21 protein-coding genes, 1 tRNA gene and 1 other RNA gene are annotated in these 21,375 nt (G+C 65.9%); 9 read left to right on the top strand and 14 right to left on the bottom strand.

Annotated elements, in window-relative coordinates:
* Nucleotides 1-17: 17 nt before the first annotated feature.
* The 4 genes from ACSC1R_RS07210 to ACSC1R_RS07195 form a co-directional block, all read right to left on the bottom strand.
* A complete protein-coding gene (locus tag ACSC1R_RS07210) occupies nucleotides 18-1,952 on the bottom strand; it encodes an ABC transporter ATP-binding protein (protein WP_439028394.1) in 1,935 nt (644 codons plus the stop codon).
* Nucleotides 1,953-2,119: 167 nt separating this feature from the next.
* Nucleotides 2,120-2,413: a hypothetical protein gene (locus ACSC1R_RS07205; protein ID WP_439028393.1), complete on the bottom strand. Its 294-nt coding sequence runs from the start codon at nucleotides 2,411-2,413 to the stop codon at nucleotides 2,120-2,122.
* Between the two features lie 93 nt (nucleotides 2,414-2,506).
* Nucleotides 2,507-2,776, bottom strand: coding sequence for a DUF7538 family protein (locus ACSC1R_RS07200; protein WP_439028392.1), 270 nt, complete (start codon nucleotides 2,774-2,776; stop codon nucleotides 2,507-2,509).
* Between the two features lie 66 nt (nucleotides 2,777-2,842).
* Nucleotides 2,843-3,343, bottom strand: a complete 501-nt coding sequence (locus ACSC1R_RS07195) for a DUF192 domain-containing protein (RefSeq protein WP_439028391.1) — start codon at nucleotides 3,341-3,343, stop codon at nucleotides 2,843-2,845.
* Nucleotides 3,344-3,410: 67 nt separating this feature from the next.
* On the opposite strand from ACSC1R_RS07195, the gene ACSC1R_RS07190 reads away from it, so the two are divergent.
* From ACSC1R_RS07190 to ACSC1R_RS07170, 5 genes are all read left to right on the top strand, one after another.
* Nucleotides 3,411-3,484: transfer RNA gene (locus ACSC1R_RS07190), tRNA-Val, on the top strand.
* Nucleotides 3,485-3,699: 215 nt separating this feature from the next.
* On the top strand, nucleotides 3,700-3,873 hold the full coding sequence (locus tag ACSC1R_RS07185; protein ID WP_439028390.1) for a hypothetical protein: 174 nt from the start codon (nucleotides 3,700-3,702) through the stop codon (nucleotides 3,871-3,873).
* A 36-nt stretch (nucleotides 3,874-3,909) separates the two neighbouring features.
* Entirely contained in the window at nucleotides 3,910-4,104 is a 195-nt protein-coding gene (locus ACSC1R_RS07180) for a DUF7501 family protein (protein ID WP_439028389.1), read from the top strand.
* 58 nt (nucleotides 4,105-4,162) lie between these two features.
* Nucleotides 4,163-5,254, top strand: coding sequence for an aminopeptidase (locus ACSC1R_RS07175; protein ID WP_439028388.1), 1,092 nt, complete (start codon nucleotides 4,163-4,165; stop codon nucleotides 5,252-5,254).
* A gap of 385 nt (nucleotides 5,255-5,639) precedes the next feature.
* Entirely contained in the window at nucleotides 5,640-6,434 is a 795-nt protein-coding gene (locus tag ACSC1R_RS07170) for a mechanosensitive ion channel family protein (protein ID WP_439028387.1), read from the top strand.
* A gap of 54 nt (nucleotides 6,435-6,488) precedes the next feature.
* Here ACSC1R_RS07170 and rnpB read toward each other — a convergent pair.
* Nucleotides 6,489-6,840: RNase P RNA component (rnpB, locus tag ACSC1R_RS07165), an RNA gene on the bottom strand.
* A gap of 150 nt (nucleotides 6,841-6,990) precedes the next feature.
* Between rnpB and ACSC1R_RS07160 the strand changes: the two genes are divergently transcribed.
* A complete protein-coding gene (locus ACSC1R_RS07160; protein WP_439028386.1) occupies nucleotides 6,991-7,599 on the top strand; it encodes a TIGR00296 family protein in 609 nt (202 codons plus the stop codon).
* Nucleotides 7,600-7,628: 29 nt separating this feature from the next.
* Here ACSC1R_RS07160 and ACSC1R_RS07155 read toward each other — a convergent pair whose 3' ends face one another.
* Together ACSC1R_RS07155 and ACSC1R_RS07150 are read right to left on the bottom strand one after the other, a co-directional pair.
* Nucleotides 7,629-8,777, bottom strand: a complete 1,149-nt coding sequence (locus ACSC1R_RS07155) for a nicotinate phosphoribosyltransferase (RefSeq protein ID WP_439028385.1) — start codon at nucleotides 8,775-8,777, stop codon at nucleotides 7,629-7,631.
* A 36-nt stretch (nucleotides 8,778-8,813) separates the two neighbouring features.
* Complete coding sequence (locus ACSC1R_RS07150; RefSeq protein ID WP_439028384.1) at nucleotides 8,814-10,241, bottom strand: Hvo_1808 family surface protein; 1,428 nt, start codon at nucleotides 10,239-10,241, stop codon at nucleotides 8,814-8,816.
* 89 nt (nucleotides 10,242-10,330) lie between these two features.
* On the opposite strand from ACSC1R_RS07150, the gene ACSC1R_RS07145 reads away from it, so the two are divergent.
* Entirely contained in the window at nucleotides 10,331-10,915 is a 585-nt protein-coding gene (locus tag ACSC1R_RS07145; RefSeq protein ID WP_439028383.1) for a cysteine hydrolase family protein, read from the top strand.
* A gap of 419 nt (nucleotides 10,916-11,334) precedes the next feature.
* Here the strand turns inward: ACSC1R_RS07145 and ACSC1R_RS07140 are convergent, their stop codons facing one another.
* Complete coding sequence (locus tag ACSC1R_RS07140; RefSeq protein ID WP_439028382.1) at nucleotides 11,335-12,213, bottom strand: hypothetical protein; 879 nt, start codon at nucleotides 12,211-12,213, stop codon at nucleotides 11,335-11,337.
* A gap of 53 nt (nucleotides 12,214-12,266) precedes the next feature.
* On the opposite strand from ACSC1R_RS07140, the gene ACSC1R_RS07135 reads away from it, so the two are divergent.
* Both ACSC1R_RS07135 and ACSC1R_RS07130 read left to right on the top strand, forming a co-directional pair.
* Nucleotides 12,267-12,950, top strand: a complete 684-nt coding sequence (locus tag ACSC1R_RS07135) for a lipoate--protein ligase family protein (protein ID WP_439028381.1) — start codon at nucleotides 12,267-12,269, stop codon at nucleotides 12,948-12,950.
* A gap of 50 nt (nucleotides 12,951-13,000) precedes the next feature.
* Nucleotides 13,001-14,260, top strand: a complete 1,260-nt coding sequence (locus ACSC1R_RS07130) for a dihydroorotase (RefSeq protein WP_439028380.1) — start codon at nucleotides 13,001-13,003, stop codon at nucleotides 14,258-14,260.
* A 9-nt stretch (nucleotides 14,261-14,269) separates the two neighbouring features.
* On the opposite strand, the gene ACSC1R_RS07125 is transcribed toward ACSC1R_RS07130, so the two are convergent.
* The 6 genes from ACSC1R_RS07125 to ACSC1R_RS07100 form a co-directional block, all read right to left on the bottom strand.
* Nucleotides 14,270-14,467, bottom strand: a complete 198-nt coding sequence (locus ACSC1R_RS07125) for a hypothetical protein (RefSeq protein ID WP_439028379.1) — start codon at nucleotides 14,465-14,467, stop codon at nucleotides 14,270-14,272.
* 100 nt (nucleotides 14,468-14,567) lie between these two features.
* A complete protein-coding gene (locus ACSC1R_RS07120) occupies nucleotides 14,568-14,909 on the bottom strand; it encodes a DUF7268 family protein (RefSeq protein WP_439028378.1) in 342 nt (113 codons plus the stop codon).
* Nucleotides 14,909-15,892: an ABC transporter permease gene (locus ACSC1R_RS07115; protein WP_439028377.1), complete on the bottom strand. Its 984-nt coding sequence runs from the start codon at nucleotides 15,890-15,892 to the stop codon at nucleotides 14,909-14,911. Before ACSC1R_RS07115 ends, ACSC1R_RS07120 begins: the two co-directional genes overlap by 1 nt.
* Nucleotides 15,889-16,959, bottom strand: a complete 1,071-nt coding sequence (locus ACSC1R_RS07110) for an ABC transporter permease (protein ID WP_439028376.1) — start codon at nucleotides 16,957-16,959, stop codon at nucleotides 15,889-15,891. The genes ACSC1R_RS07115 and ACSC1R_RS07110 overlap by 4 nt, the downstream gene beginning before the upstream one ends.
* A gap of 13 nt (nucleotides 16,960-16,972) precedes the next feature.
* Nucleotides 16,973-18,706, bottom strand: coding sequence for an ABC transporter substrate-binding protein (locus ACSC1R_RS07105; protein WP_439028375.1), 1,734 nt, complete (start codon nucleotides 18,704-18,706; stop codon nucleotides 16,973-16,975).
* A 152-nt stretch (nucleotides 18,707-18,858) separates the two neighbouring features.
* The gene (locus ACSC1R_RS07100; RefSeq protein WP_439028374.1) at nucleotides 18,859-21,330 is read right to left on the bottom strand and encodes an ABC transporter ATP-binding protein; all 2,472 of its coding nucleotides are present in this window, start codon (nucleotides 21,328-21,330) and stop codon (nucleotides 18,859-18,861) included.
* Between the last annotated feature and the right edge of the window lie 45 nt (nucleotides 21,331-21,375).

Below are 21,375 nucleotides of genomic sequence, written 5' to 3'. Positions count from 1 at the left end.
ACGGGCAGCGAGTCGTCTCAGTCGTCGCTGACCTCGGTCCGGGCCTGCCGTTGCTGGGCGCGCTCGATGAACTCTTCGGGGAGTTCGTCTATCTCGCCCGCCTGCACGCCCCAGAGGTGGGCGTAGAGGTCGTCGTTGCCGAGCAGTTCCTCGTGGGTGCCACGCTCTTTGATACGCCCGTCTTCGAGAACGAGGATGGTGTCCGCGTCCTTGATGGTCGACAGCCGGTGGGCGATGGCGAACGTCGTCCGGTCGGCCGCCAGCTCGTCGATGGAGCGCTGGATGAGCATCTCTGTCTCCGTGTCCACGTCGGAGGTCGCCTCGTCCAGCACGAGAATCTCGGGGTCCTTGAGGATGGCCCGGGCGATGGAGAGCCGCTGGCGCTGGCCGCCCGAGAGTTTGACCCCGCGCTCGCCGACCTCGGTGTCGTAGCCGTCGGGGAGGTTCTGGATGAAATCGTGCGCCTCGGCCATCTTCGCAGCCTCGACGACCTCCTCACGAGAGGCGTCGAACGTCCCGTAGGTGATGTTCTCCTCGACGGACCCATAGAACAGGAAGGTGTCCTGCGAGACGTAGCCGATGTGTCGCCGGAGGCTCGGGATTGTCACGTCACGGAGGTCCTGCCCGTCGATACTGATGGACCCCTCGTCCACGTCGTACATCCGGAGCAAGAGCTTGAGGACAGTGGACTTCCCTGCGCCGGTCGGGCCGACGAGCGCGAGGGTCTCGCCGCCGGAGACGTCGAAGGAGACGTCCTCGACGATGGTCTCCTCCTCGTCGTAGCCGAAGGTCACGTCGTCGTACACCACGTCGCCGTCGTCGACGACCAGGTCGTCGGCGTCGGGGTCCTCCTCGATACGGGAGGGCTCGTCCATCAGGCCGAAGATTCGCTCGGCGGAGGCGCGGGCCCGCTGGTACATGTTGATTATCATCCCGAACTGGGCCATCGGCCAGATGAACTGCTGGGAGAGCAGGATGAACCCGGTGAACTCGCCGACGGTGAGGGTTCCGGTGAACGGCCCCGGCGCGGGGTTGCCGTTCGCGCTGGCGAACACCCACAGCCCACCGATGAGGAAGGTGATCATGTAGCCGACGCCCGCGAGCACGCGCAGGCCCGGGAAGAACTTGATTCGCGTGTCGATGGCGTCCCAGTTCGCGTCGAAGTAGTCGTGGGAGACGTCGTCGACGCGGTCGGACTCGTAGTCTTCGGTGTTCGAGGTCTTGATGACCTGCACGCCACCGAGGTTGTTCTCCAGCCGGGAGTTCAGCTTCCCGACCGACGAGCGCACGTCGGCGTACTTCGGCTGGATGGTCTTGACGAACTGGTACGTGAACAGCGCGATGAGCGGCACCACGCCGACGGTGACGATGGCGAGTTGCCAGTTCCAGAAGAAGAGGATGCCCGCGATACCGAGGACCATCACCGAGAGCCGGAAGGTGGAGTTCATCCCCTCGTTCAGGAACCGCTCCAGTCGGTTCACGTCGTTCGAGAGGATGGACATCATCTCGCCGGTCTGCTTGTCGGCGAAGAAGTCCATGTTCAGGCGCTGCATCTTGTCGTAGGTGTCGGTGCGGATGTCGTGCTGGATGTGCTGGGCGAAGGAGTTCCACCCCCAGTTGCGCGTCCAGTGGAACGCGGCTCCGCCGAAGAAGCCGAAGGCGATGAGCCCCGCAGAGAGCCAGAGTTGTCCCGTCTCGGTCTGTGGGAGCCAGGCGTCGGGGACGAACAGGAGCGTAAAGGCCTGTTCGTCGCGGAAGATGGAGTCGATAGCCAGTGTCAGCATGACCGTCGGGATGAGGTCCAGCAGCCGGGCGACGATGCTGGATACCAGCCCGAGGGTGAACGCGAACTTGTTCTCGGACCCGTACTCGAGGAACAGCCGTGTCATGGCGTTGTCCGCCTGCTCCCGTTGTTCCTCGAACGGGTCGTCGTCCTCACTGTGGAGTTCCATTGTTCTCCCGCTAGGGATTCGAACTGAAAAGGTTTGTTACGAATCGAAACAGTTGCCGCCACTCTGTTTCACGACAGGTCACGAATCGGGAGCATTCGCGTGGTTACGACACTCGAATCGAGGGGACAGCGAGTGACACGTTACCCGCCGACAGGGTCGCCGGGGTGTCACTCGGAGGGGGCCGCCTCGCACTCCGGCGAACAGAACACCTGCTCGTCCATCTCGACGAAGCGTGGGGCGACCACGTAATCGCTCGCATCGACCGTCTCGCCGCCATCCGGCGCGATGTTCAGCTCCAGCACCGAGTCCGCGAGCACCGACAGGCCGTCCTCTGCGAGGTCCGATGCCATCGCCTCACCGACGAACCCGGTCGTTTCACAGGCGTAGAAGAACCCAGACGCGTCGAACACGAGCCGTCCGCAACCCGCGCAGTACACGTCCTCGTCTGACACCGTATCCATGGGACACTAGAACCCACACGAGGGTATAGGTATGAAGTAGTTACCAGCGAGACCCTCCAGATGGGCGGGGTGAACGGGTCGTTAGCGAGGTCGTCAGAGCTGTCGTCCTTCGACCTCGGAATCGATACCCGCCTCGGCCAAATCCTCGCGGATACGCGCCCGTAACGGGTCTGGCACCGTGGTCCGCCCGACTGGAACCGCGGTCTGGCCGTCGCCTTTCACTTTCCAGTACACCACACAGTCGCTGGGCTGGTAGTACTCGATGCTGTAACGGTCGCCGGCCCCCTCGTAGTGGACCCGGGCGGCGTAGCCGTCGACCTGCCAGCCGTCGAGTCGCTCCAGCTCGGTGAGTCCCTCAGCCATACGAGACGTCCGTCGCGGTGCCGCGTAGGCGTTGTGGTCTCCGCTCGGTCGGCGGCGAGAGTCCGCTCAGTCGTCGTAGGTGACCTCGACGTGGTCACCGACCTCGATACCGGTCTCGTTGGTGTACCCGCGAGGGACCTCCAGCACGTACTGCCCTCGGCCGGGCGCCGTGATGTCGTTTCCGTCCTCACCGGGCCCCGGTGCGCGCATGTGGTGGATGCTGGTGATGCGGCCGTCGGCACCCACGTAGACGATGTCGATGGGGAAGTCCATCCGGCGCATCACGAACGTCATCCCTCGCTCTTCCTCGTAGACGAACCACATCCCGTGTCCGTCTTCGAGTGTCTCGTGGTCGCTCAGTCCGGTGTATCGTTCCTGTCGGGTGTCCGCGACCTCGACGGCGATAGTCGCCAGGCGTGTGCCGTTCTCGTCGGTCACGACGACCGTACCGGTATCGTGCTGGTCCTCACCCGGGAGCTCGAGGACGCCACCGTAATAGAAGAGGGCCCCGACGAGGCCGAGAACGACGACGACCAACCCGAGATTGTACGCGGTCTCTCTGTCCACAGTCCAACTAGTAGGTTCTGCAGGAAAAGGTAAACGTTATTCCGGCCCGCTGGATACTCTTGGCTGCGGGCTGGTGGTCTAGTTGGTTATGACATCTCCTTTACACGGAGAAAATCGGCGGTTCGAATCCGCCCCAGCCCACTGATTTTGCGGCGAACGACAGTGCGCCGTAAATTTGTCATCTGGTAGGATTCGAATCAGGGAGCGAAGCGACCGCGGTTCGAATCCGCCCCAGCCCATCGATTCTGTGACGAACCGACGTGCGGAACGAACCCATTCCTGGCGGACGCCGCTCCATACGATTGCCAGTCGAGACCCAGTCATCGCGCCGATACCCCGTCACGACATAGCATACCGTGACAGTCTTAACCTCCGGCATGATATACACGGCGACGATGGCAGACTACTACGTGGTGGTTGACGGACACGAGTTCGAGGGACCGTTCGAGGACCGGAAATCGGCCAAGAAACGCGCCGACCAGTTGAACACGAACGAGGTCGGCGGCCGGTATCGAGTCAGTTCGAAGTAACGAACCCTCATCCTCACTGCGGGCGTACGTTCCGGTATGAGCCTTCAGACCATCCAGCGAGACGTACGAATCTGGGACGACCCCGGGCGCTGCCCGTTCTGTGGACGACCAGTCTCGGACGGCGGCGCGGGGTTCATCGACCACGTCGAACACGTCCCCGCGTGCGCAGAGGAGTTCGAACGCTGGCGGTCGCAGATCGGGGACGACGTCCCTGGCGAGTGGGTCGGCTGACGCAGCAGTCGGCCACCACTCCGGGCAAATTTTGTAGCGGACGCTCCTCGGTCGACGTATGGACGACCGGATTCACGAGCACGCCGAGGTCCTCGTCGACTGGAGCGCGCAGGTAGAAGCGGGAGACAACGTCCTCGTCAGCGTCAGCGAGGGGACACACGAACTCGCCGTCGCGGTCGCCGAGAAACTCGGTGAACGCGGCGCGAACATGGCGACCATGTACGGTTCCGGTGAGGTGAGCCGCGCCTACATGAAGGCACACGATGGAGACTTCGAAGAGGACCCGGCCCACGAGCTCGCACTGGTCGAGAACGCCGACGTGGCCCTGTCGCTGGGCGGCGGCCGGAACACCAGCGCCGCGGCCGACGTGCCGGGCGAGAAGCGCCAGGCGAAGTCGAAGGCCTCACAGAAGATTCGCGAGGCGTGGATGGACACCGACTGGGTCTCGACCGTCCATCCGACCCGGTCGCTGGCCCAGCAGGCCGGGATGGCGTACGAGGAGTACCAGGACTTCGTCTACGACGCGGTCCTGCGCGACTGGGAGGAACTCGCCGGCGAGATGGCGAAGATGAAAGAGATACTCGACGAGGGCAGCGAGGTCCGCGTCGTCAAGGAGGACACCGACATCACGATGTCCATCGAGGACCGCATCGCGGTGAACTCCGCGGCCTCGGTGCGCTACGACTCGCACAACCTCCCCAGCGGCGAGGTGTTCACCGCGCCCTACGACACCGAGGGCGAGGTGTTCTTCGACGTGCCGATGACCTTCCGCGGGAAGAAGGTCCGGAACGTCCACCTCACGTTCGAGGACGGCGAGGTCGTCGACTACAGCGCCGACCAGAACGAGGAGGTGCTGACCGAGATACTGGAGACCGACGAGGGCGCAAAGCGGCTCGGCGAGCTCGGCATCGGCATGAACCGCGGTATCGACCGCTTCACGGACAGCATCCTCTTCGACGAGAAGATGGGCGATACCATCCACATGGCCGTCGGTCGCGCCTACGACTCCAACCTTCCCGAGGGCGAGGAGGGCAACCAGTCCGCGGTCCACGTGGACATGATAACCGACATGAGCGAGGACTCGTTCATGGAAGTCGACGGTGAGGTCGTCCAGCGCAACGGGACGTTCCGGTGGGAAGACGGGTTCTAATCCTCGCTAGCTGTCCGGCAGCCGCGTCTGCTCGGTTCTCCCGCCCGACCAGAGCAGTGTCGCGGCCTGTGGCGCTCGCCCAGGTCGCGAGGACTGCCTCGGTGGGACCGAGAACCAGCAACCCGCAGAGTAGCGCGGCGAAGACGGTGACGTTGACCCGCGAGATGGGGCTCCCCTGACGGGAAACCGTCAGCCCCCGTCAGATACGACGACCCTTCGCGCAGCCGTCTGTATCGATCTCCGGGCCCCGCAGAATCCCTCGCTCGACGACGTGTTCTCTGGCTGTCTAACCGGTAGTTCGTCACCCCAGCGAACTGGTGTCGGCGTGATTTCGTCACCTGTGAGGAGATTCGCCAAATCCGCTCGGGTGCTCTGTACGGACGATATGTCACAGACACCAATCATACTGCAGGTCGGCGATACGACCATGGTAGAGGCGCTACTGACGGATATCGTGAACTTCCTTCCGAACGCCATCGGTGCCCTCATCATCCTCGTCATCGGGTGGGTCGTCGCACGGGTCGTCGGCTCCCTCTTCACCACACTCATCGACAAAGTCGAACTCGACAAGCAAGTGTTGAATACCCCGCTCGGCCGGATGCTCGGAGGGACCGAGAGGGCCGTCTCGAACGCGTTCGGGGGCCTCGCCCGGCTGTTCATCTACGCGATAACGCTGCTCGCTGCGACCGAAGTCCTCGCCATCCGGACACTCTCTGAGTGGGTCGCGACGGCAACGACCTACCTGCCAGCGTTCATCGCCGGGCTGGCCGTCGTCATCCTCGGGTTCATCGTCGCCGACTTCATCGGTGACGCCATCGCCCGTACCCAGGCAGCCACCGAGGAAGGCCGTCTCACCCGGCTGTTCGCGACCGGGACGCGGCTGTTCCTCTACTTCACCGCGCTCGTCATCGGTCTGGACACGATGGGGCTCGACGTCGCCATCCTCTACGTCGTCGCCCAGGCAGCCGCCTACGGCCTCGGCGCTGCACTCGCCATCGGCCTCGGCATCGCCATCGGCTGGGGGAGCAAGGACTACGTCGCAGAGAACATCGGGGGCTGGATGGGCCGTGCCAGCGGCACCACCACTGACACCGGTACCGGCCCCGGCACGCCCACTCCCGGTCCCGGTGGCATGCAACCCGACGGTGGAGACGACGCGGTCGACCCACTCGACGACTGACCACACACCACCTGACTGCCCCGGCCAGTGTCACCACTCTTCGGTCTCGAAAGCGGCAGAGAGGAGTAAGCCCCCTTCTGTTCGGCCCGGCATTCGGCTAAGCGTCCATCACCATTCGTCCGGGCTACCTTTGGCGTGGACTTGCACCGGTGAAGATTCGCCGTTCCATCCGTTCTCTCCCGTCGACGTTCTGTGGGTCAACTCCCTCGCCTCTCGGGTCGGTTCGCACACGTCATCACTCGGGGAGAGGGGTCTCGTTTCTGTTCCAGAGCCAGCGGTCTCCCGCTCCGGACTTGCGTCCGGTCACCTGCCCAGACGGTGGGGGGACTTTCCTCGCGAGCGCGCCGGGGAACCCGACGCGGATACACACCCGAAGGCGTGCCGCGGCAGCCAGGCTCTCTCTACCACCCAACCCTACCCTCGTCCCGCATTTAAGCACCTCGGTCGCGTCGGTGCGTGTCCACGTTCAGACATCTCGAACGAACGCGTCGAGGAGCCGATTCGGCCACGAGACGAAACGAAAGCGTTCAAGAGCGACAATCGCCATACCTGTACTATGTCGCAGGCACAGAGCGTCCGTCTGACATACGATGATGGGGCCCGAGCCGTCGAACTGGCGCGGGAATCGGTAGAAGGCTTCGTTCTCAACGGTCGCCGTGAGCAGCCCGGCAGCATGCGAGACGCGTTCTACAACCGGACCGGCGCGTTCGTCCGGCTGGAGTCGACGCGGGGTCGTGGGAGCCTCCGGGGCTGTGCGGGTGGGTACGAATCGAGCGACCAGCTCGGGCACGTCATCGTCGACGCCGCCATCGAGGCTGCGAGTGAGGACTCCTGTGGCTCGGAGGTCACCCCCTCGGAGCTGTCGAATCTCACCGTCTCGGTCTGCTCTGTGTGCAACGTCGTCCTGACCGACGACCCGGTCGAGGACATGGAACTCGGGAAACACGGCGCCGCCATCGACACCGGCACGAACGCGGGCTGGCTCTATCCGACCGTCCCGGTCGAACACGGCTGGTCCCCCGAGGAGTACCTCGGTCGAGTCTGCCGCAAGGCCGGACTCCCCCCGACTGCATGGCAGCAGGAGGACGTCGTCGTCACGCTATTCGAGGGACAGATCTTCCGCGAGCGAACCCCCGAAGGCAGCATCGAAGAACTGACGAACTGATACCGAACAGCGAGCGAACTGTTTACTGCTCACTCGAAGCCGACCAGGTCGGCGTCTGTCGCCGCGTACCGCCGAGCCTCGTCGAGGTCGAACTCTCTGACGAGTTCACCGTCACGAATCAACGGTTCGAGTAACGGCGTCCCGTCCGTCGGACCCTCCCGCCCCGCGAGTCCGACCGCGTGCCCGCCGTCGTCGGTGCGGTACACCTGTTTCTTCCCGGAGAGCTTTCCTCGCTTGGCCGCCGGCTCACCGTCGACCTCGACGATGTCGAGCGCGAAGTCGACCGGGTTCGCGTTCGTGACGTAGCTCCCGACGCCGAAGCCGTCGGCCACGTCACGCAGTCCCCGGAGGGTTTCGGGCGTCAACCCACCGCTGACGAACACGTCCACGTCCTCGTGACCCCGGGCGGCCAGTTCCCACTGGACCTCCCGGAGGATGTGCCGGAAGTCGCCGCGACGGGAACCGGTCGTATCGAGCCGAACCCCGTCGAGGTCGTCGCCCAGTTCGTCGACGGCGCGGAGCACCTCGTCGACCTCGTCGGTGTAGGTGTCACAGAGCGCGATTCTGGGCACGGACTCGGGGACAGCCTCGTGGAACGCGCGCCAGGCGTCCTCCTGGTTGCCCTTCCCCATGCAGATCATGAGCGCGTGCGGCATCGTCCCGCTCGCCTCGCGGCCGATGACGTCGCCCGCTGCCACGTGAGAGAAGCCATCGAGCCCGCCGACGAGTGCGCTCCGCTCGACGGTCGCCGCGATGGCAGGGTGCACGTGTCGTGCACCGAACGACAGCACCTGCGAGTCGGGGGCGGCCCGCCGTGCCTCCAGCGCGGCCGTCGCGAACGCGCTCGCCTGCGAGAGGAAGCCGAGCAAAGCGGTCTCGAGGCGGGCGAACTCGAGGTACTCACCCTCGATTCGCATCACCGGCCCGCCGTCGAACAGACAGCCTTCCGGGATGGCGTCGGCATCGAGCGCGCGACCCTCCAGCAGTCGAGCCGCGTTCTCCAGCCCGGCGAACAGTTCGAACTCGCCGTCGGGGAACTGGTCTGCGGTCACCTCTACGACCACCGTCGGGTTACAGCCAGCGTGTTCGAGTGCCTGCTCGGTCCGCTGGAAGTACGCGTCGGTCGCACGGCCGTCACGAATCGCGTCGGCCGGAATCGTGTCGAAGGGGTCGTCCATACCCCCCGTTACTGGGGGGATGGCGAAAAAGCACCGCTACGTCCCGGTCTCTCCGTCCGCCCGAACCGGGGCAGAAACCGACGCGTTCGTCGCGGCGTCGACCGGGTGCACCCCGTCGAGTGCGTCGGCAGTGGGTGCGTTCACCACGACCACGGTGTCGCCTCGCTGGACGACCCGGAAGGCGTCTTCGAAGGCACCGGACGCGATAGTGAACACGCCGTCACCACGGGCCGTCGCGTCGTTGGCAGCGAGCACGTCCTCGTAGGCCTGCCGGAACTCGGCCGCGTCGGCTCGGGAGTCCCACGTCGACTTCCAGACGTACGCCTGGTCGTCGCCGTTCTCGTAGAACACGAGGGTGTCACCGGCCCAGCCATTCGAGAGCGGGTGGTCGTAGGTGTACCGCGAGACGGACGAGTTCCCGCTGGTCAGGTGGTCGCGAGGGACGACCTCCGCGTACCACAGCATCGTGTACACGTTGGCCTCGCCGACGGTCTCGGTACGTGGCTCCCCATCGTCGGTCACGAGGCGGCTCCACCCCCCGGTAGACCGGTCCGGAACCGACACCGAAACCGGCGTCTCGGCGGGGTACTTCGACGGGGTGATTACCTGTTCGGTGCTGGTCGGGTGGTCGTCGAACGCGCCGTCCACGGCGGTCCAGCCTCCGCGCTCACGCAGTGCCGAGACGAACACTGGCCCCTCACCGTAGGGCAGGAACGACGCGACCGAGAGCCCGACGTTGTAGTCCGCAGAACGGCTGCCACCGCCCGCCTCCCCGGCCACCGTGATGCACGTCCACTCGCCGTCCGAACACGCCTGTTCGTACCGGGCCTCGACGTAGTTGGCGTCTCCTTCGATGACAGCCTGTCCGGCGAGCTGGCTGTCGCGGGTGGTCGCGCTGTACCCCAGTCCGAGGTGCTGGTCTTGCAGTGCGTGTTCGAGTTCGTGTGCGAGCGTCGCGCGCGAAACCCGCAGGTCGTCGGGGTCGTCGCTCACCAGGACGATGTTGTCGTTACTGTAGTAGCCGAGGACGGTCGACCCGTACAACCGGTCGAACGCCGTCCGGACGCCGGTATCCTCGCCGACGAGGAACAGCGCCTCCCAGAACTGCTCGCGCCAGGGCGGTGCCTCACCGCCACCGCCCCCACCACGTCCCTCGCGGTACTGTTCGCGTGAGATGACCCGGACCGATACCTCGCGCTCGAACTCGTAGCCGCGGAGGCGTTCGAGTCGAGCCATCATCCGGGCTGTGACCACCTCGACTTCGGCCGTGGTCAGGCCGTCGCTGCCGTCCGCGGCGACCGAGTCGTTCCACCAGTAGCCGTCCTCCCAGCCGAGGCGGTCGCTGGCCGGGTCCGGTCGATTCGACTCGGGTTCGGCGAGGTCGTCGTCACCGAAATCGAACGCCGAGCAGCCGGCGAGCACCAGCACGAGTACAACCCCGCAGACGAGCAGCCCACGTCGCATTGCCCGGACCTTACGAACAGGGAAGTATAGCACTTCCCCCAACTGTGGGCGGGACAATCGCTTTGAGCCGGCCAGCCGAACTACTACGCATGGAGTTCGACCCTGACAGCACTGCGGTCGTCGTGGTAGATATGCAGAACGGCTTTTGCAAACCGGACGGCTCGCTCTACGCACCGGGCAGCGAGGCCGTCATCGAACCGGTCGCGTCGCTGGTCGACCGGGCACACGAGGCCGGGGTCCGCGTCGTCTTCACCCGGGACGTCCACCCACCGGACCAGTTCGACGAGAATCACTACTACGACGAGTTCGAGCGGTGGGGCGAACACGTCCTCGAAGGCTCGTGGGAGGCCGAACTGGTCGACGAACTCACCGTCGGTGAGCGCGACCACGTCGTCGAGAAACACACGTACGACGCCTTCCACGAGACCGAACTGGACGGCTGGCTCTCCGCGCGTGGCATCGAGGACCTGCTCGTCTGTGGTACCCTCGCGAACGTCTGCGTCCTCCACACCGCCGGGAGCGCCGGGCTCCGGGACTACAAACCCGTGCTCGTAGAGGATTGCATCGGGGCCATCGAGGACGACCACATCGAGTACGCACTGGACCACGCCGACTGGCTGTTCGGCGAGGTCGTCCAGAGTTCGGAGGTAGCGTTCGCTACACAGGAGGGCTGACAGGCGGCACTCGACCGCTCGTCCGGCGGTGTGCCACACACCCGCCGAGTTCGCCGGACGGCGACTCTCACGTCACGGTGGGTCTGGGCGCGTTCTCTGGTTTAAACTCGGGCGTGAGTGCTGGACTCGACAGTCCACCGTGGCGCGCGCTGGCTCGCGGTCGAGCACGCGGCGACTGCGTCACCGCGCAATGCGAGACCGCGTAGACGAACGCGCGCGAGGGATGACCGGAGTGAAGCGAAACGCAGTGGCGCGGAACGGAGGGAATCGGCTGGGGAGGGTGTGGGTGCGGCGCTGTGCGGGCACGGTCTCTCACTGCCATCGGCGCGAGTCGACGACAGTTCGACAATCATGGCATGCGCACAGCCACAGCCACGGCCACGGCCATCACAGCCACGGCCGCCACAACCCTCAGACGCCTATCCCAGTACTATCGGTTCACTCGTCGCCCGAAGCTCCACAGAAAGCGACTCCCCGACCGCGAACGAGTGCCCCGGACAGACGACCTTCGCACCGAAGCCGTCGTCCTGCGCGAGAAAGAGCGACAATCCAGTTACCTGCTCGCCGTTCGCCCGAACCTCGACGTCGTGCCAGTGCACGGTCCGTCCGGCGGCCTCCCCGACTGGCGTCCCGAGCAGCGACACCTCGCCATCGCTCCCGCCCAGCAACCCACCGCCGTCGTAGTGTCGCAATCCACCGTCGAGCACACCCCCCGAATCCGCCCCGATACCCGCGAACCCATCACCCGGGTTCGGATGCGCCGGGGCGTCGAGCAGCGCGTACGTCTCGCCCGTCTCGACGACCGTCCCGGTGCCGTCCCACGCCAGCGGTTCGACCGCCACGTCGACCGCGAGCGGAAGCGACCCCGACGCCCGCAGGAGGTTCTGTTCGGGCGTCCGGAACCCGACGTGGAGGTGGTTGCCGACCCAGGGCGCGAAGAAACCAGCCCGAACCATCGTCCCGAGCGCGTCCCCGACCGAAACCCGGTCGCCCGGTTCGACGCCGGGGTCGACGTGCATGATTCGGGCGAAGACGCCACCGTCGTCTGCGTATTCGAACCCCGGCGTCGCCTCGGCGTCGACCCGCACCACGATGAGGTGGTCCTGTTCCGGTGAGTACGGCTTCGGTGGGGCACGAACCGAGTGCGTCTCGACGACCTCGCCAGCGACCGGGCTCGGCGCGCCCTCTGCAGGGTAGAGGTCGACCGCACACCCGTCGTCGTGGGCGGGGTACGGCGAGTTGTACAGCGAGAAGCGCGGGTAGCGCGCCAGCAGGTCGCCAGTGAGCGTGACCGCCATCGGCTGAGTTTCGGACCGGACGGGTTTAGGCACGTCGCCCCGAATCGCCGGGCATGCGCGTGGTCAGAGGCCGAGCAGGCTCGGTGTCGACGGACAGGGACGCGACCCGCCGACTGCTGGACGAAGTGGCTGAAAGCCGTGAGGCCGTCGTCCGCGTCTGGGCACCACACCGGCAGGTCGCCTTCGGGCGGCGAGACGCCCGCGAGGAGGGGTTCCCGGCGGCGTCGGCCGCGGCCCACGACCACGGCTTCGAGCCCGTCGAGCGCAGCGTGGGCGGCCGGGCCGTGGCCTACGACGGCGAGACGACGCTGGCGTTCGCCCGCATCACACCCCACGAGGACATGCGCCGCGGGATGGACGAACGATACGAGTCCCTGACCAGCGACGTGCAACACGCCCTCCGCGAACTGGGCGTCGACGCCGGACGGGGCGAGCCCCCGGACTCCTTCTGCCCCGGACAGCACTCGCTGCAGTGCGACGGCAAGCTCGTCGGTATCGCCCAGCGCGTGACGAAAGGGGCCGCCATCACGTCCGGCATCTGCCTGGTCGCGAACCACGACGAACTGGCGGCGGTACTCGATGACGTGTACGAGGCACTCGGCGTTCCCTTCGACCCCACTTCGGTCGGGAGCGTCGCGAACGCCGGCGGACCAGCAGCCCCCGATGTGGTCCGGGAGGCGCTGGAGACGGCGCTCGTCGGTGACGCCGACGCGACCGTGGAACGTCTCCGGTCGTGACCACGGCACGTCTCCGAGAGACTTAGGGCGGGGGCCGGTGGAGTGGACGTATGCGCATCGGCAACGCCACGCTGCCGGACGGGACGACCGCAGACGTCGAGGTCGAGGATGGAACGATAACCGCCGTGGGTGACCTCGGCGGCGAGTACGACGTGGACGCGACCGGGAAACTGCTCTTCCCCGGCGCGATCGACGCCCACGTCCACTTCCGCCAGCCCGGCTACGGTCACAAGGAGACCTGGGAGACCGGCTCGCAGAGTGCGGCCGCCGGCGGCGTCACGACCGTCGTCGACCAGCCGAACACCAGCCCACCGACCACCTCTGGAGACGCGTTCGACCAGAAGGCCGAGTTCGCCGAACAGTCGGTCGTCGACTGGGGTATCAACGGCGGCGTCACCGAAGACTGGGACCCCGAGTCGCTCTTCTCTCGCCCGCTGTTCGCCCTCGGTGAGGTGTTCCTCGCCGACTCGACGGGCGACATGGGCATCGAGGCCGACCTGTTCGCCGAGGCCGTCGAACTCGCGGGCGAACACGACGTGACCGTCACGGTTCACGCCGAGGACGCCGACCTGTTCGACGAGTCCGCGAAATCGCGCGACGACGCGGACGCGTGGTCCGCCTACCGCGCCGCAGAAGCCGAAGCTGCCGCCGTCGAACGTGCCTGCGAGGTCGGCGCGGAGTTCGAGGCGGACATCCACATCGCCCACACCTCCACGCCGGAGGGCGTGGACGCGGCTGCCGAGGCGGGCGCGACCTGCGAGGTCACCCCGCACCACCTCTTCCTCTCGCGTGAGGACCTGCCCGAACTGGGCACCTTCGGCCGCATGAACCCGCCGCTGCGGAGCGAAGAGCGCCGTGAGCGCCTGTTCGAGCAGGTCGCAGACGGCACGGTCGACATCGTCGCGACCGACCACGCCCCCCACACCCGCGAGGAGAAAGACGCCAGCATCTGGGACGCCCCGTCAGGGGTGCCCGGCGTCGAGACGATGGTCCCGCTCCTGCTCGAAGAAGCCCGGCAGGGCACTCTCAGCTACGAGCGCGTCCGGGACCTCGTCGCCGCCACCCCCGCCGAGATATTCGACCTGCCCGAGAAGGGCCGTATCGCGGAAGGGATGGACGCCGACCTCGCACTGTACGACCCCGACGAGGCCCGCGAGATTCGCGGCGAGGACCTGCACTCGAAGTGCGGCTGGACCCCGTTCGAGGGCAAGAAGGGCGTGTTCCCCGAGTGGACGATGGTCCGCGGCGAGGTCGTCTGGGACGAAGCAGAGGGCTTCGGCTCGGCGGCAGGCGAGAACGTCCGCGAGTAAGCGACCCGGCTACAGCGACGGTACCACCGCCCCGACCACGACGAAGACGCCACCGCCGACGCGGTAGCCCGTCCGGCCGCGGTCGGTCAACCGACCGTCCGACCCGACCAGCGAGTTCTCGATGCTGAAAACAGCGTCCGGGTAGCGCAGGTGCAGGTACGCGAGCAGCCAGCACAGCGCCGCGAGTGCGATGCCGAGGAGCGCCATGTTGTGAGACTCGGAGACTGGTGCTTGAGTACCTTGTGTGGACCCCAGCGATGTCGAGAACACGATGAGGCGACCAGCACGGCCGAAAAAATCACTCCGCCTACATCGCGAACGCGACGGTCGCCAGCACGGAACTCCCGACCATCACACCGCACCCGAAACCGCCGACGCGCGCCATCGCGCGCCGCGACTTCCGTTCGGTCCAGTCGGAGTTCCGGCCGAGTCGTTCGTTGCGCAACTCGACGGCGTCACCGACCATGATGGAGCCCGACCAGCCGAGCAACCCGATGCCGAGGGCGACCGCGCCGACGGCGAAGACGAGTTCGCTGGCCGTGACGAAACCGGGGCCGGCCACGCCGACGAGCAGCGTGCCGATGGCCCCGACCAGCGCGCCCACGCCGGCCGCAGAAGCGACCAGCCGGACACGCGGTGGCAGGTCCATCAGTCGACCGCGTCGCGCATCCGCGGGTCGAGGGCGTCTCGCATCCCGTCACCGAGCAGGTTGAACCCGAGGACGGTGATGGCGAGGAACAGCCCGGGGAAAAAGGCCCACCACCACTGGCCGGTGAGCATCCCCTTCTTTACGCCCTGGTCGAGCATCATCCCCCACGTCGGCGTGCCGACCGCGGCCCCGAAGCCGAGGAACGACAGCGCCGCGAGGTCGATGATGGCCAGCCCGAAGTTCAGCGTGCTCTGGACCGTGATTGGTGCCAGACAGTTCGGCACCACGTGGCGGACGAGCACCCGCGGGTGGGTCGCCCCGAGAGACTGCGTCGCCTCGATGTACTCGTCTTCGAGCACCTTCAGGGCCGCCCCGCGGACGACGCGGGCGAACCGCGGCGTGTACACCAGCGTCAGCGCCGCGACACCGCGCCAGAGGCCGAGGGTGAACGTCTCGCCCAGGCCGGGCAGTGCCGCGAGCCAGGCTGGCAGGGTCACCTCGTTGGGCATGATGGCGACGAGCGCCAGCGCCAGCAGCAGCGACGGGAACGCGAGCAGCACGTCCATCGTCCGCATGATGACGTTGTCGGTCACGTCGCCGAAGTACGCCGCCATGACGCCCAGGCCGACGCCGACGACCGTCGACACCAGCACCGTCACGCCGCCGTACAGCAGCGCGTACCACGCCCCGTACAGCACCCGGATGAAGATGTTACGCGCCTGTCGGTCGGTCCCGAACGGGAACTCGAGACTCGGCGAGGCGTAGCGTGCCTCCGGGCGTTGACTCAGGAACGACCCGACGTGGGCCGCGTCGTGGAGCGTGAACCGGGCGACGATTGCGACGACAGCCATCACCGCGATGATGGTGAGTCCGGCGACTGCGAGCCTGTTCGACAGCAACTCCGAGAGGAACGGCGAGGCTCGCAGCCTGTCGAACAGGCTCCGCGTCTCGACCGACTCCGTGTTTTCGACCTGCGTGCTCATTGTTCGATCCTCGGGTCAAGGTAGCTGTAGGTGATGTCGACGCCGAGGTTCACCAGCGTGAACAGGAACGCGAACAACAGGACCGTCCCCTGGACGACGGGGTAGTCGCTGACGTTGATCGCCTCGACGAGGAGCGTGCCGATGCCGTTGATGGAGAACACCGTCTCGGTCAGGATGGCCCCACCGAGCAGCGTCCCGAACTGGATGCCGACGATGGTCACCACCGGGATGAGAGCGTTCTGTAGCCCGTGTTTCAGGACCGTTATCTTCTCGCCCTGGCCCTTCGCCCGGGCAGTCCGGATGTAGTCCTGCCTGATGACCTCCAGCATCGACGACCGGGTCATCCGGGAGATGAGCGCCATCGAGTAGATACCGATGACGAGACACGGCAACAGCATGTGATGGGCCGCGTCGAAGAACATCCCCATGTCCGCCGGGTCGAAGTTGAAGTACAGGTCGGCGGGCTGGAACGTCACCGCGTCCGCGATGGACTGGATGAACGTGTCGACGGTGATGAGTCCGGTGATGGTGTCCGGCGAGTACTGGTACCCGATGCGGCCGCTGGCCGGCACCAGGTTGAACCACTGCGCCAGCACCACGATGAGCACTGGACCGCTCCAGAAGATGGGCACGCTGATACCGGCGAGCGCGCCCACCCGGGTGAGGTGGTCCGTGATGGTGTCCTGCTTGAGGGCGCTGACGATGCCCAGCGGGACGCCGAACAGGATGCCGAGCACCTGCCCGTAGAGTGCGAGTTCCAGCGTCACCGGGAAGCGGCTCTGCAGGATGTCGGAGACCGGCGTCCCACGCTTGACCTGGTAGGACTCACCGAAGTTCACCCGCACGACGTCCCAGAGGAAGTCGAAATACTGGACGTAGATGGGTCGGTTCAGTCCGAGCTCGCGGCGAATCTCCTCGACGAACGCCTGGTCGGCGCGTCGACCAGCCATGAGGATAGCCGGGTCACCCGGAGCCAGGTGCAACATCCCGAAGACGAACGTCGCCACTCCGAAGAGGACTGGGACGAGCAACAACAACCGCTTGGTGACGAATCGAAGCGAAACCATGGTGGTGTTTCGGCTACTCGCCGAGCGAGACCTTGTTCAGGTACGGACCGCTGATGGGTGCGATGGTGAACCCGTTGACGCGCTTGTGGACGCCGCGGAGTTCTTTCGCGTGGTCCAGGAAGACCCACGGTGCCTCGTCGTGAGCGATCTTCGACGCCTGCTCGTACTTCTTGCGACGAGTCGCCTCGTCGTAGGTCGACTGGGCCTCCTCGACGAGTCGCTTGTAGTCGGGGTTAGCCCACGCTGCGACGTTAAGCGTGTTGAAGTTCTCCTCGTCGAAGCTGACCCAGTCCTGACCGCTGGGAATCTCCTCGACGCCCGGGTGGAGCAGGGCGTAGAAGAAGTTGTCCGGGTCGGCATTGTCCGTCATCCAGCCGAGGAAACACGCGTCGTGTTTGCCCTGGTTGGTGTACTCGATGAAGGCGTTGAACTCCATCTGCTTGACGGTGACGCTGATGCCGACCTCTTCGAGGTTGGACTTCACCAGCTGGGCCGCGTCGAGCGGCGACGGGTTGTAGGTACGCGGGTTCTGGAACGTCGACAGCTCCATGTCGAAGCCGTCGCCGTAGCCAGCCTCCTCGAGCAGGCTCTGTGCCTTCTCGGTGTCCTTCGGGTACGCGCTCACCGAGTCGTTGTAGCCGGCCATGTTCTCGGGGACCGGCTGGCTCGACTGCACCGCGAGCCCGCTGAAGATGGAGTTGACGAGCGCGTTCGTGTCGACGGCGTAGTTCATCGCCTGGCGGACCTTCTTGTTACGGAAGGGCTCCATCCGGGCCATGTTCATCGCCATGTAGCCGACGTTGATGCCGGGGGTCGTCACGAGGTTCGCGGCGTTGCTGCTCTCGACCTGCTGGGAGGCCTGCGGGCCGAGGCCGTCGATGATGTCGACCTCGCCCGTCGAGAGCGACTGCGCACGCGAGGAGTTCTGCTTGATCTCCGCGAAGACGACCTCTGCGACCTTGGAGTTCTCGCCCCAGTACTCGGGGAAGTGTTCGAGGCGGATGCGAGCGTTCGCCTGGTCCCAGTTCGAGAGCTTGAACGGACCGGTACCGGCCGGCTCGCTCTTGATGTCTGCCCCACCCTCGATAGCCGCCTTCGAGATGATGGAGAACGCGAACACGGCGAGGTTCCGAAGCATCGGGGCGTGCTTCGCGTTGAGTTCGAGCGTGAGTCCGTAGTCTCCGTCTTTCGAGACGTCGGTGACCGTGCTCAGCAGGTACGGGCCGTAGTACGAGCGGTCTTTCGTCCCGACGAAATACTCGTACTCCTCGTCCATGAACCGCTTGTACGTGGCGATGAAGTCGTCCGCGGTGAACTCCTCGCCGTTGTGGAACTTCACGCCCTCGCGGAGCGTGAGCGAGACGGACTGGCCTTCGAGGGTGAACTCCTCGGCGAGTCCGGCCCGGAGCGTCGTCTTGCCGGGTTCGAACTCGATGACCTGGTTGTAGAGCTGCTGGATGACCTTCGCGTCCTCACCGCTCGAGGTCGCCTGCGGGTCGAGCGTGCCGGATTTGTTCCCACGGGCGTAGGTGAGCAGACCGGAGGCATCCTTTCCGTCGCCGCCGTCGGTCTCTGTCGCGTCGGTGTCGTCACCGCCACCGCCGCCGCCACCGTTCGTGTCCTCGGGGGCGTCGGTGGAACCCTGGTCGTCGTCGCTGCCGATACAGCCGGCGAGCGCCGTCGTCGCGACGGTCGCACTCCCTGCTGCCTTGAGGAAACTGCGCCTGTCTACCGTATCACGTGCCATAACCCCGTATCCCACAGGGTTGCGCATAAATATAACGATAGTTGGGGCGTAGAAGTCGCACCCTGTGAGCTATTGTGAGTACTATTGGCACAGTACAGATTCCACCGGAGACGGCCGTCGAAACGTCAAATTTCGGCAAAAATTTCGTGAACCTACTGCCTGTCGTAGAGGTGACAGGCGGTGAGGTGGCTCTCGCCTTCGAGCGGCGGTTCATCCTGCTCGCAGGGGCTCTCGAAGTGCTCGCGGAGCAGTTCCGTGGCGCCGTCCCAGTCGTCCGCGGCCAGGGAGGCGCACGCGTCTTCGACGATGGACCCGACCTCGCCGGTCGGCCGGGTCTCGAACTCCCGGTCGAGGAGCGTCGCGACCACGTCGTCGGTCGTCGCACCGCCGTCGGTGGCCGTCTGCGCGGGCGGTTCCTCGGGTTCTTCCGGCGACTCCACCGCCTCCTCGCGCACCACGTCGAGCGCCACGTCGCGGTCCTCGACGCGCTGGCGGAAGTCCATCACGGCGCGGTAGGTCGCCTGGTCAACGTCGAGGTCCGCGGGCGGGATGACCTTCGGGCACCGGGTCCGGAACGAACAGCCCGACGGCGGGTCGATGGGACTGGGCACGTCGCCTTCGAGGATGATTCGGTCGTCCGTGTCGGCGCGCGGGTCGGGCCTGGGAATCGAGGAGAGCAACGCTTCCGTGTAGGGGTGTTGTGGGTCCTCGAACAGCTCTGCGGTCTCGGCCGTCTCGACGACCTTCCCGAGGTACATCACCGCGACGCGGTCAGAGATGTGCCGGACGACGCTCAGGTCGTGCGCGATGAACAGGTAGGTCAGGCCGAACTCCTCTTGCAGGTCCTCCAGCAGGTTCAGTATCTGGGCCTGTACGGACACGTCGAGCGCCGACACCGGTTCGTCCGCGACGATGAAGTCGGGGTCGACAGCGAGTGCGCGGGCGATGCCGACGCGCTGGCGCTGCCCACCGGACATCTCGTGCGGGTAGCGGTCGTACTGCGCGGGTTCGAGTCCGACCGCCTCCATGAGTTCGACGACGCGCTCTTTGCGCGCCTCGCGTGGGGACTTGCCGCCGGTGTCCTCGGGCAAGCCGTGAATCTTCAGCGGCTCCATGATGGTCTGACCCACGGTCATGCGCGGGTCGAGCGACGACAGCGGGTCCTGGAATATCATCTGCATGTCGCGGCGCTTGCGCCGTAACTCGTCGCCGTCGAGGCTCGTCAGGTCCTGGCCCGCGAACACGACCGTCCCATCGGTCGGTTCGACCAGCCGCAAAATGCTCCGGCCGGTCGTCGACTTTCCACAGCCGGATTCGCCGACCAGCCCGAGCGTCTCGCCCTCGTAGATGTCCAGGTCCACGCCGTCGACTGCCTTGACGCTCTGTGGCTCGTTCGCCAGCCACCTGTCGAGCAGGTCGTCGGCCCGCGAGAAGTGCTTGTGCAGGTCGTCGACCTCCAGCAAGGGTTCGCCCTCGAACGTCTGCTGTGTGGCGGCGACCGACTCGTAGTCGGCGAGGTACTCGCTCTCGTCGAACTCGTCGAGCACGCACTTCGCCCGGTGGTCGACACCGGAGCCGCTGTGCTGTTTGAACGGAATCTCCTGGCCGCGGCAGGCGTCGTGGGCCCACGGGCAGCGGTCCGCGAAGTTACAGCCGGTGGGCATGTCGATGAGGTCCGGGACGTTCCCCTCGATGGGTGTCAGCCGCTCGGAGTCCTCACGCGGGATGGACTCCAGCAGGGCGTAGGTGTAGGGATGCGACGGGTTGTGGAATATCTCGTCGACCGGGCCCTCCTCGACGATTTCGCCCGCGTACATCACGGCGACGCGGTCGCAGGTCTCGGCGACGACGCCGAGGTCGTGCGTGATGAACAGCACGGACATACCGAAGTCGTCCTGCAGGTCGTTGATGAGGTCGAGAATCTGGGCCTGGATGGTCACGTCGAGCGCGGTCGTCGGCTCGTCGGCGATGAGCAACTGCGGGCGACACGCCAGCGCGATAGCGATGAGGACACGCTGGCGCATCCCGCCGGAGAACTCGTGTGGGTGCTCGTTCACGCGGGACTCGGGTTCGGGGATGCCGACCGCATCGAGGATGTCGACCACGTCGTCGACCACGTCGTCGTCGAGGTCGTTGCCGGGGAACACCTCGCGGACCGCGTTGAGCCAGTTGTCCTTGCGCTTGCCGCCATACCGGTGCAGGTTGAGGCTCTCTGCGACCTGCTCGCCGACGGTCATCGCCGGGTTGAGCGAGGTCATGGGGTCCTGGAAGATCATACTCATCTCCCCGCCCCGGATGTCCCGGAGGACGTTCTCGGGAGCGGCGGTCAGGTCGACCACGCCGTCGGAGACGAAGGCATCGGCCTTCGCACCGTACTTGTCCGACAGGCGCTGGGCGAGGTCGGGGTCCTCGAACGTCACTTCGCCGCCGACGACCTCGCCGGGGTCGTCCACGAGTTGCATCGCTGACAGCGCCGTGACGCTCTTGCCGGAGCCGCTCTCGCCGACCAGTCCGACCGTCTCACCCTCCCGGATGGTGAGGTCGACACCATCGACGGCCTTCACCGTCCCTCGTTCCGTTCGGAACTGGGTCCGAAGGTCTGACAGTGACAGAAGGTCGTTCATTGTCCCTACGTGGCCCCGGTGGCAAGAAATACCTTTTCACCTGTG

The organism is Haloarchaeobius ordinarius (assembly GCF_051801355.1).
GTDB lineage: Archaea > Halobacteriota > Halobacteria > Halobacteriales > Natrialbaceae > Haloarchaeobius.
This window is presented reverse-complemented; position numbering and strand designations above follow the sequence as displayed.

Bases quoted from the DNA above. Each gene is read 5' to 3' on its own strand.
- ACSC1R_RS07120 (WP_439028378.1), bottom strand. From the start codon at position 14,909: ATGGACCTGCCACCGCGTGTCCGGCTGGTCGCTTCTGCGGCCGGCGTG.
- ACSC1R_RS07125 (WP_439028379.1), bottom strand. From the start codon at position 14,467: ATGGCGCTCCTCGGCATCGCACTCGCGGCGCTGTGCTGGCTGCTCGCG.
- ACSC1R_RS07200 (WP_439028392.1), bottom strand. From the start codon at position 2,776: ATGGCTGAGGGACTCACCGAGCTGGAGCGACTCGACGGCTGGCAGGTC.
- ACSC1R_RS07135 (WP_439028381.1), top strand. From the start codon at position 12,267: ATGCGCGTGGTCAGAGGCCGAGCAGGCTCGGTGTCGACGGACAGGGAC.
- ACSC1R_RS07130 (WP_439028380.1), top strand. From the start codon at position 13,001: ATGCGCATCGGCAACGCCACGCTGCCGGACGGGACGACCGCAGACGTC.
- ACSC1R_RS07105 (WP_439028375.1), bottom strand. From the start codon at position 18,706: ATGGCACGTGATACGGTAGACAGGCGCAGTTTCCTCAAGGCAGCAGGG.
- ACSC1R_RS07210 (WP_439028394.1), bottom strand. From the start codon at position 1,952: ATGGAACTCCACAGTGAGGACGACGACCCGTTCGAGGAACAACGGGAG.
- ACSC1R_RS07155 (WP_439028385.1), bottom strand. From the start codon at position 8,777: ATGGACGACCCCTTCGACACGATTCCGGCCGACGCGATTCGTGACGGC.
- ACSC1R_RS07170 (WP_439028387.1), top strand. From the start codon at position 5,640: ATGTCACAGACACCAATCATACTGCAGGTCGGCGATACGACCATGGTA.
- ACSC1R_RS07100 (WP_439028374.1), bottom strand. From the start codon at position 21,330: ATGAACGACCTTCTGTCACTGTCAGACCTTCGGACCCAGTTCCGAACG.
- ACSC1R_RS07150 (WP_439028384.1), bottom strand. From the start codon at position 10,241: ATGCGACGTGGGCTGCTCGTCTGCGGGGTTGTACTCGTGCTGGTGCTC.
- ACSC1R_RS07115 (WP_439028377.1), bottom strand. From the start codon at position 15,892: ATGAGCACGCAGGTCGAAAACACGGAGTCGGTCGAGACGCGGAGCCTG.
- ACSC1R_RS07145 (WP_439028383.1), top strand. From the start codon at position 10,331: ATGGAGTTCGACCCTGACAGCACTGCGGTCGTCGTGGTAGATATGCAG.
- ACSC1R_RS07205 (WP_439028393.1), bottom strand. From the start codon at position 2,413: ATGGATACGGTGTCAGACGAGGACGTGTACTGCGCGGGTTGCGGACGG.
- ACSC1R_RS07160 (WP_439028386.1), top strand. From the start codon at position 6,991: ATGTCGCAGGCACAGAGCGTCCGTCTGACATACGATGATGGGGCCCGA.
- ACSC1R_RS07140 (WP_439028382.1), bottom strand. From the start codon at position 12,213: ATGGCGGTCACGCTCACTGGCGACCTGCTGGCGCGCTACCCGCGCTTC.
- ACSC1R_RS07175 (WP_439028388.1), top strand. From the start codon at position 4,163: ATGGACGACCGGATTCACGAGCACGCCGAGGTCCTCGTCGACTGGAGC.
- ACSC1R_RS07180 (WP_439028389.1), top strand. From the start codon at position 3,910: ATGAGCCTTCAGACCATCCAGCGAGACGTACGAATCTGGGACGACCCC.
- ACSC1R_RS07110 (WP_439028376.1), bottom strand. From the start codon at position 16,959: ATGGTTTCGCTTCGATTCGTCACCAAGCGGTTGTTGTTGCTCGTCCCA.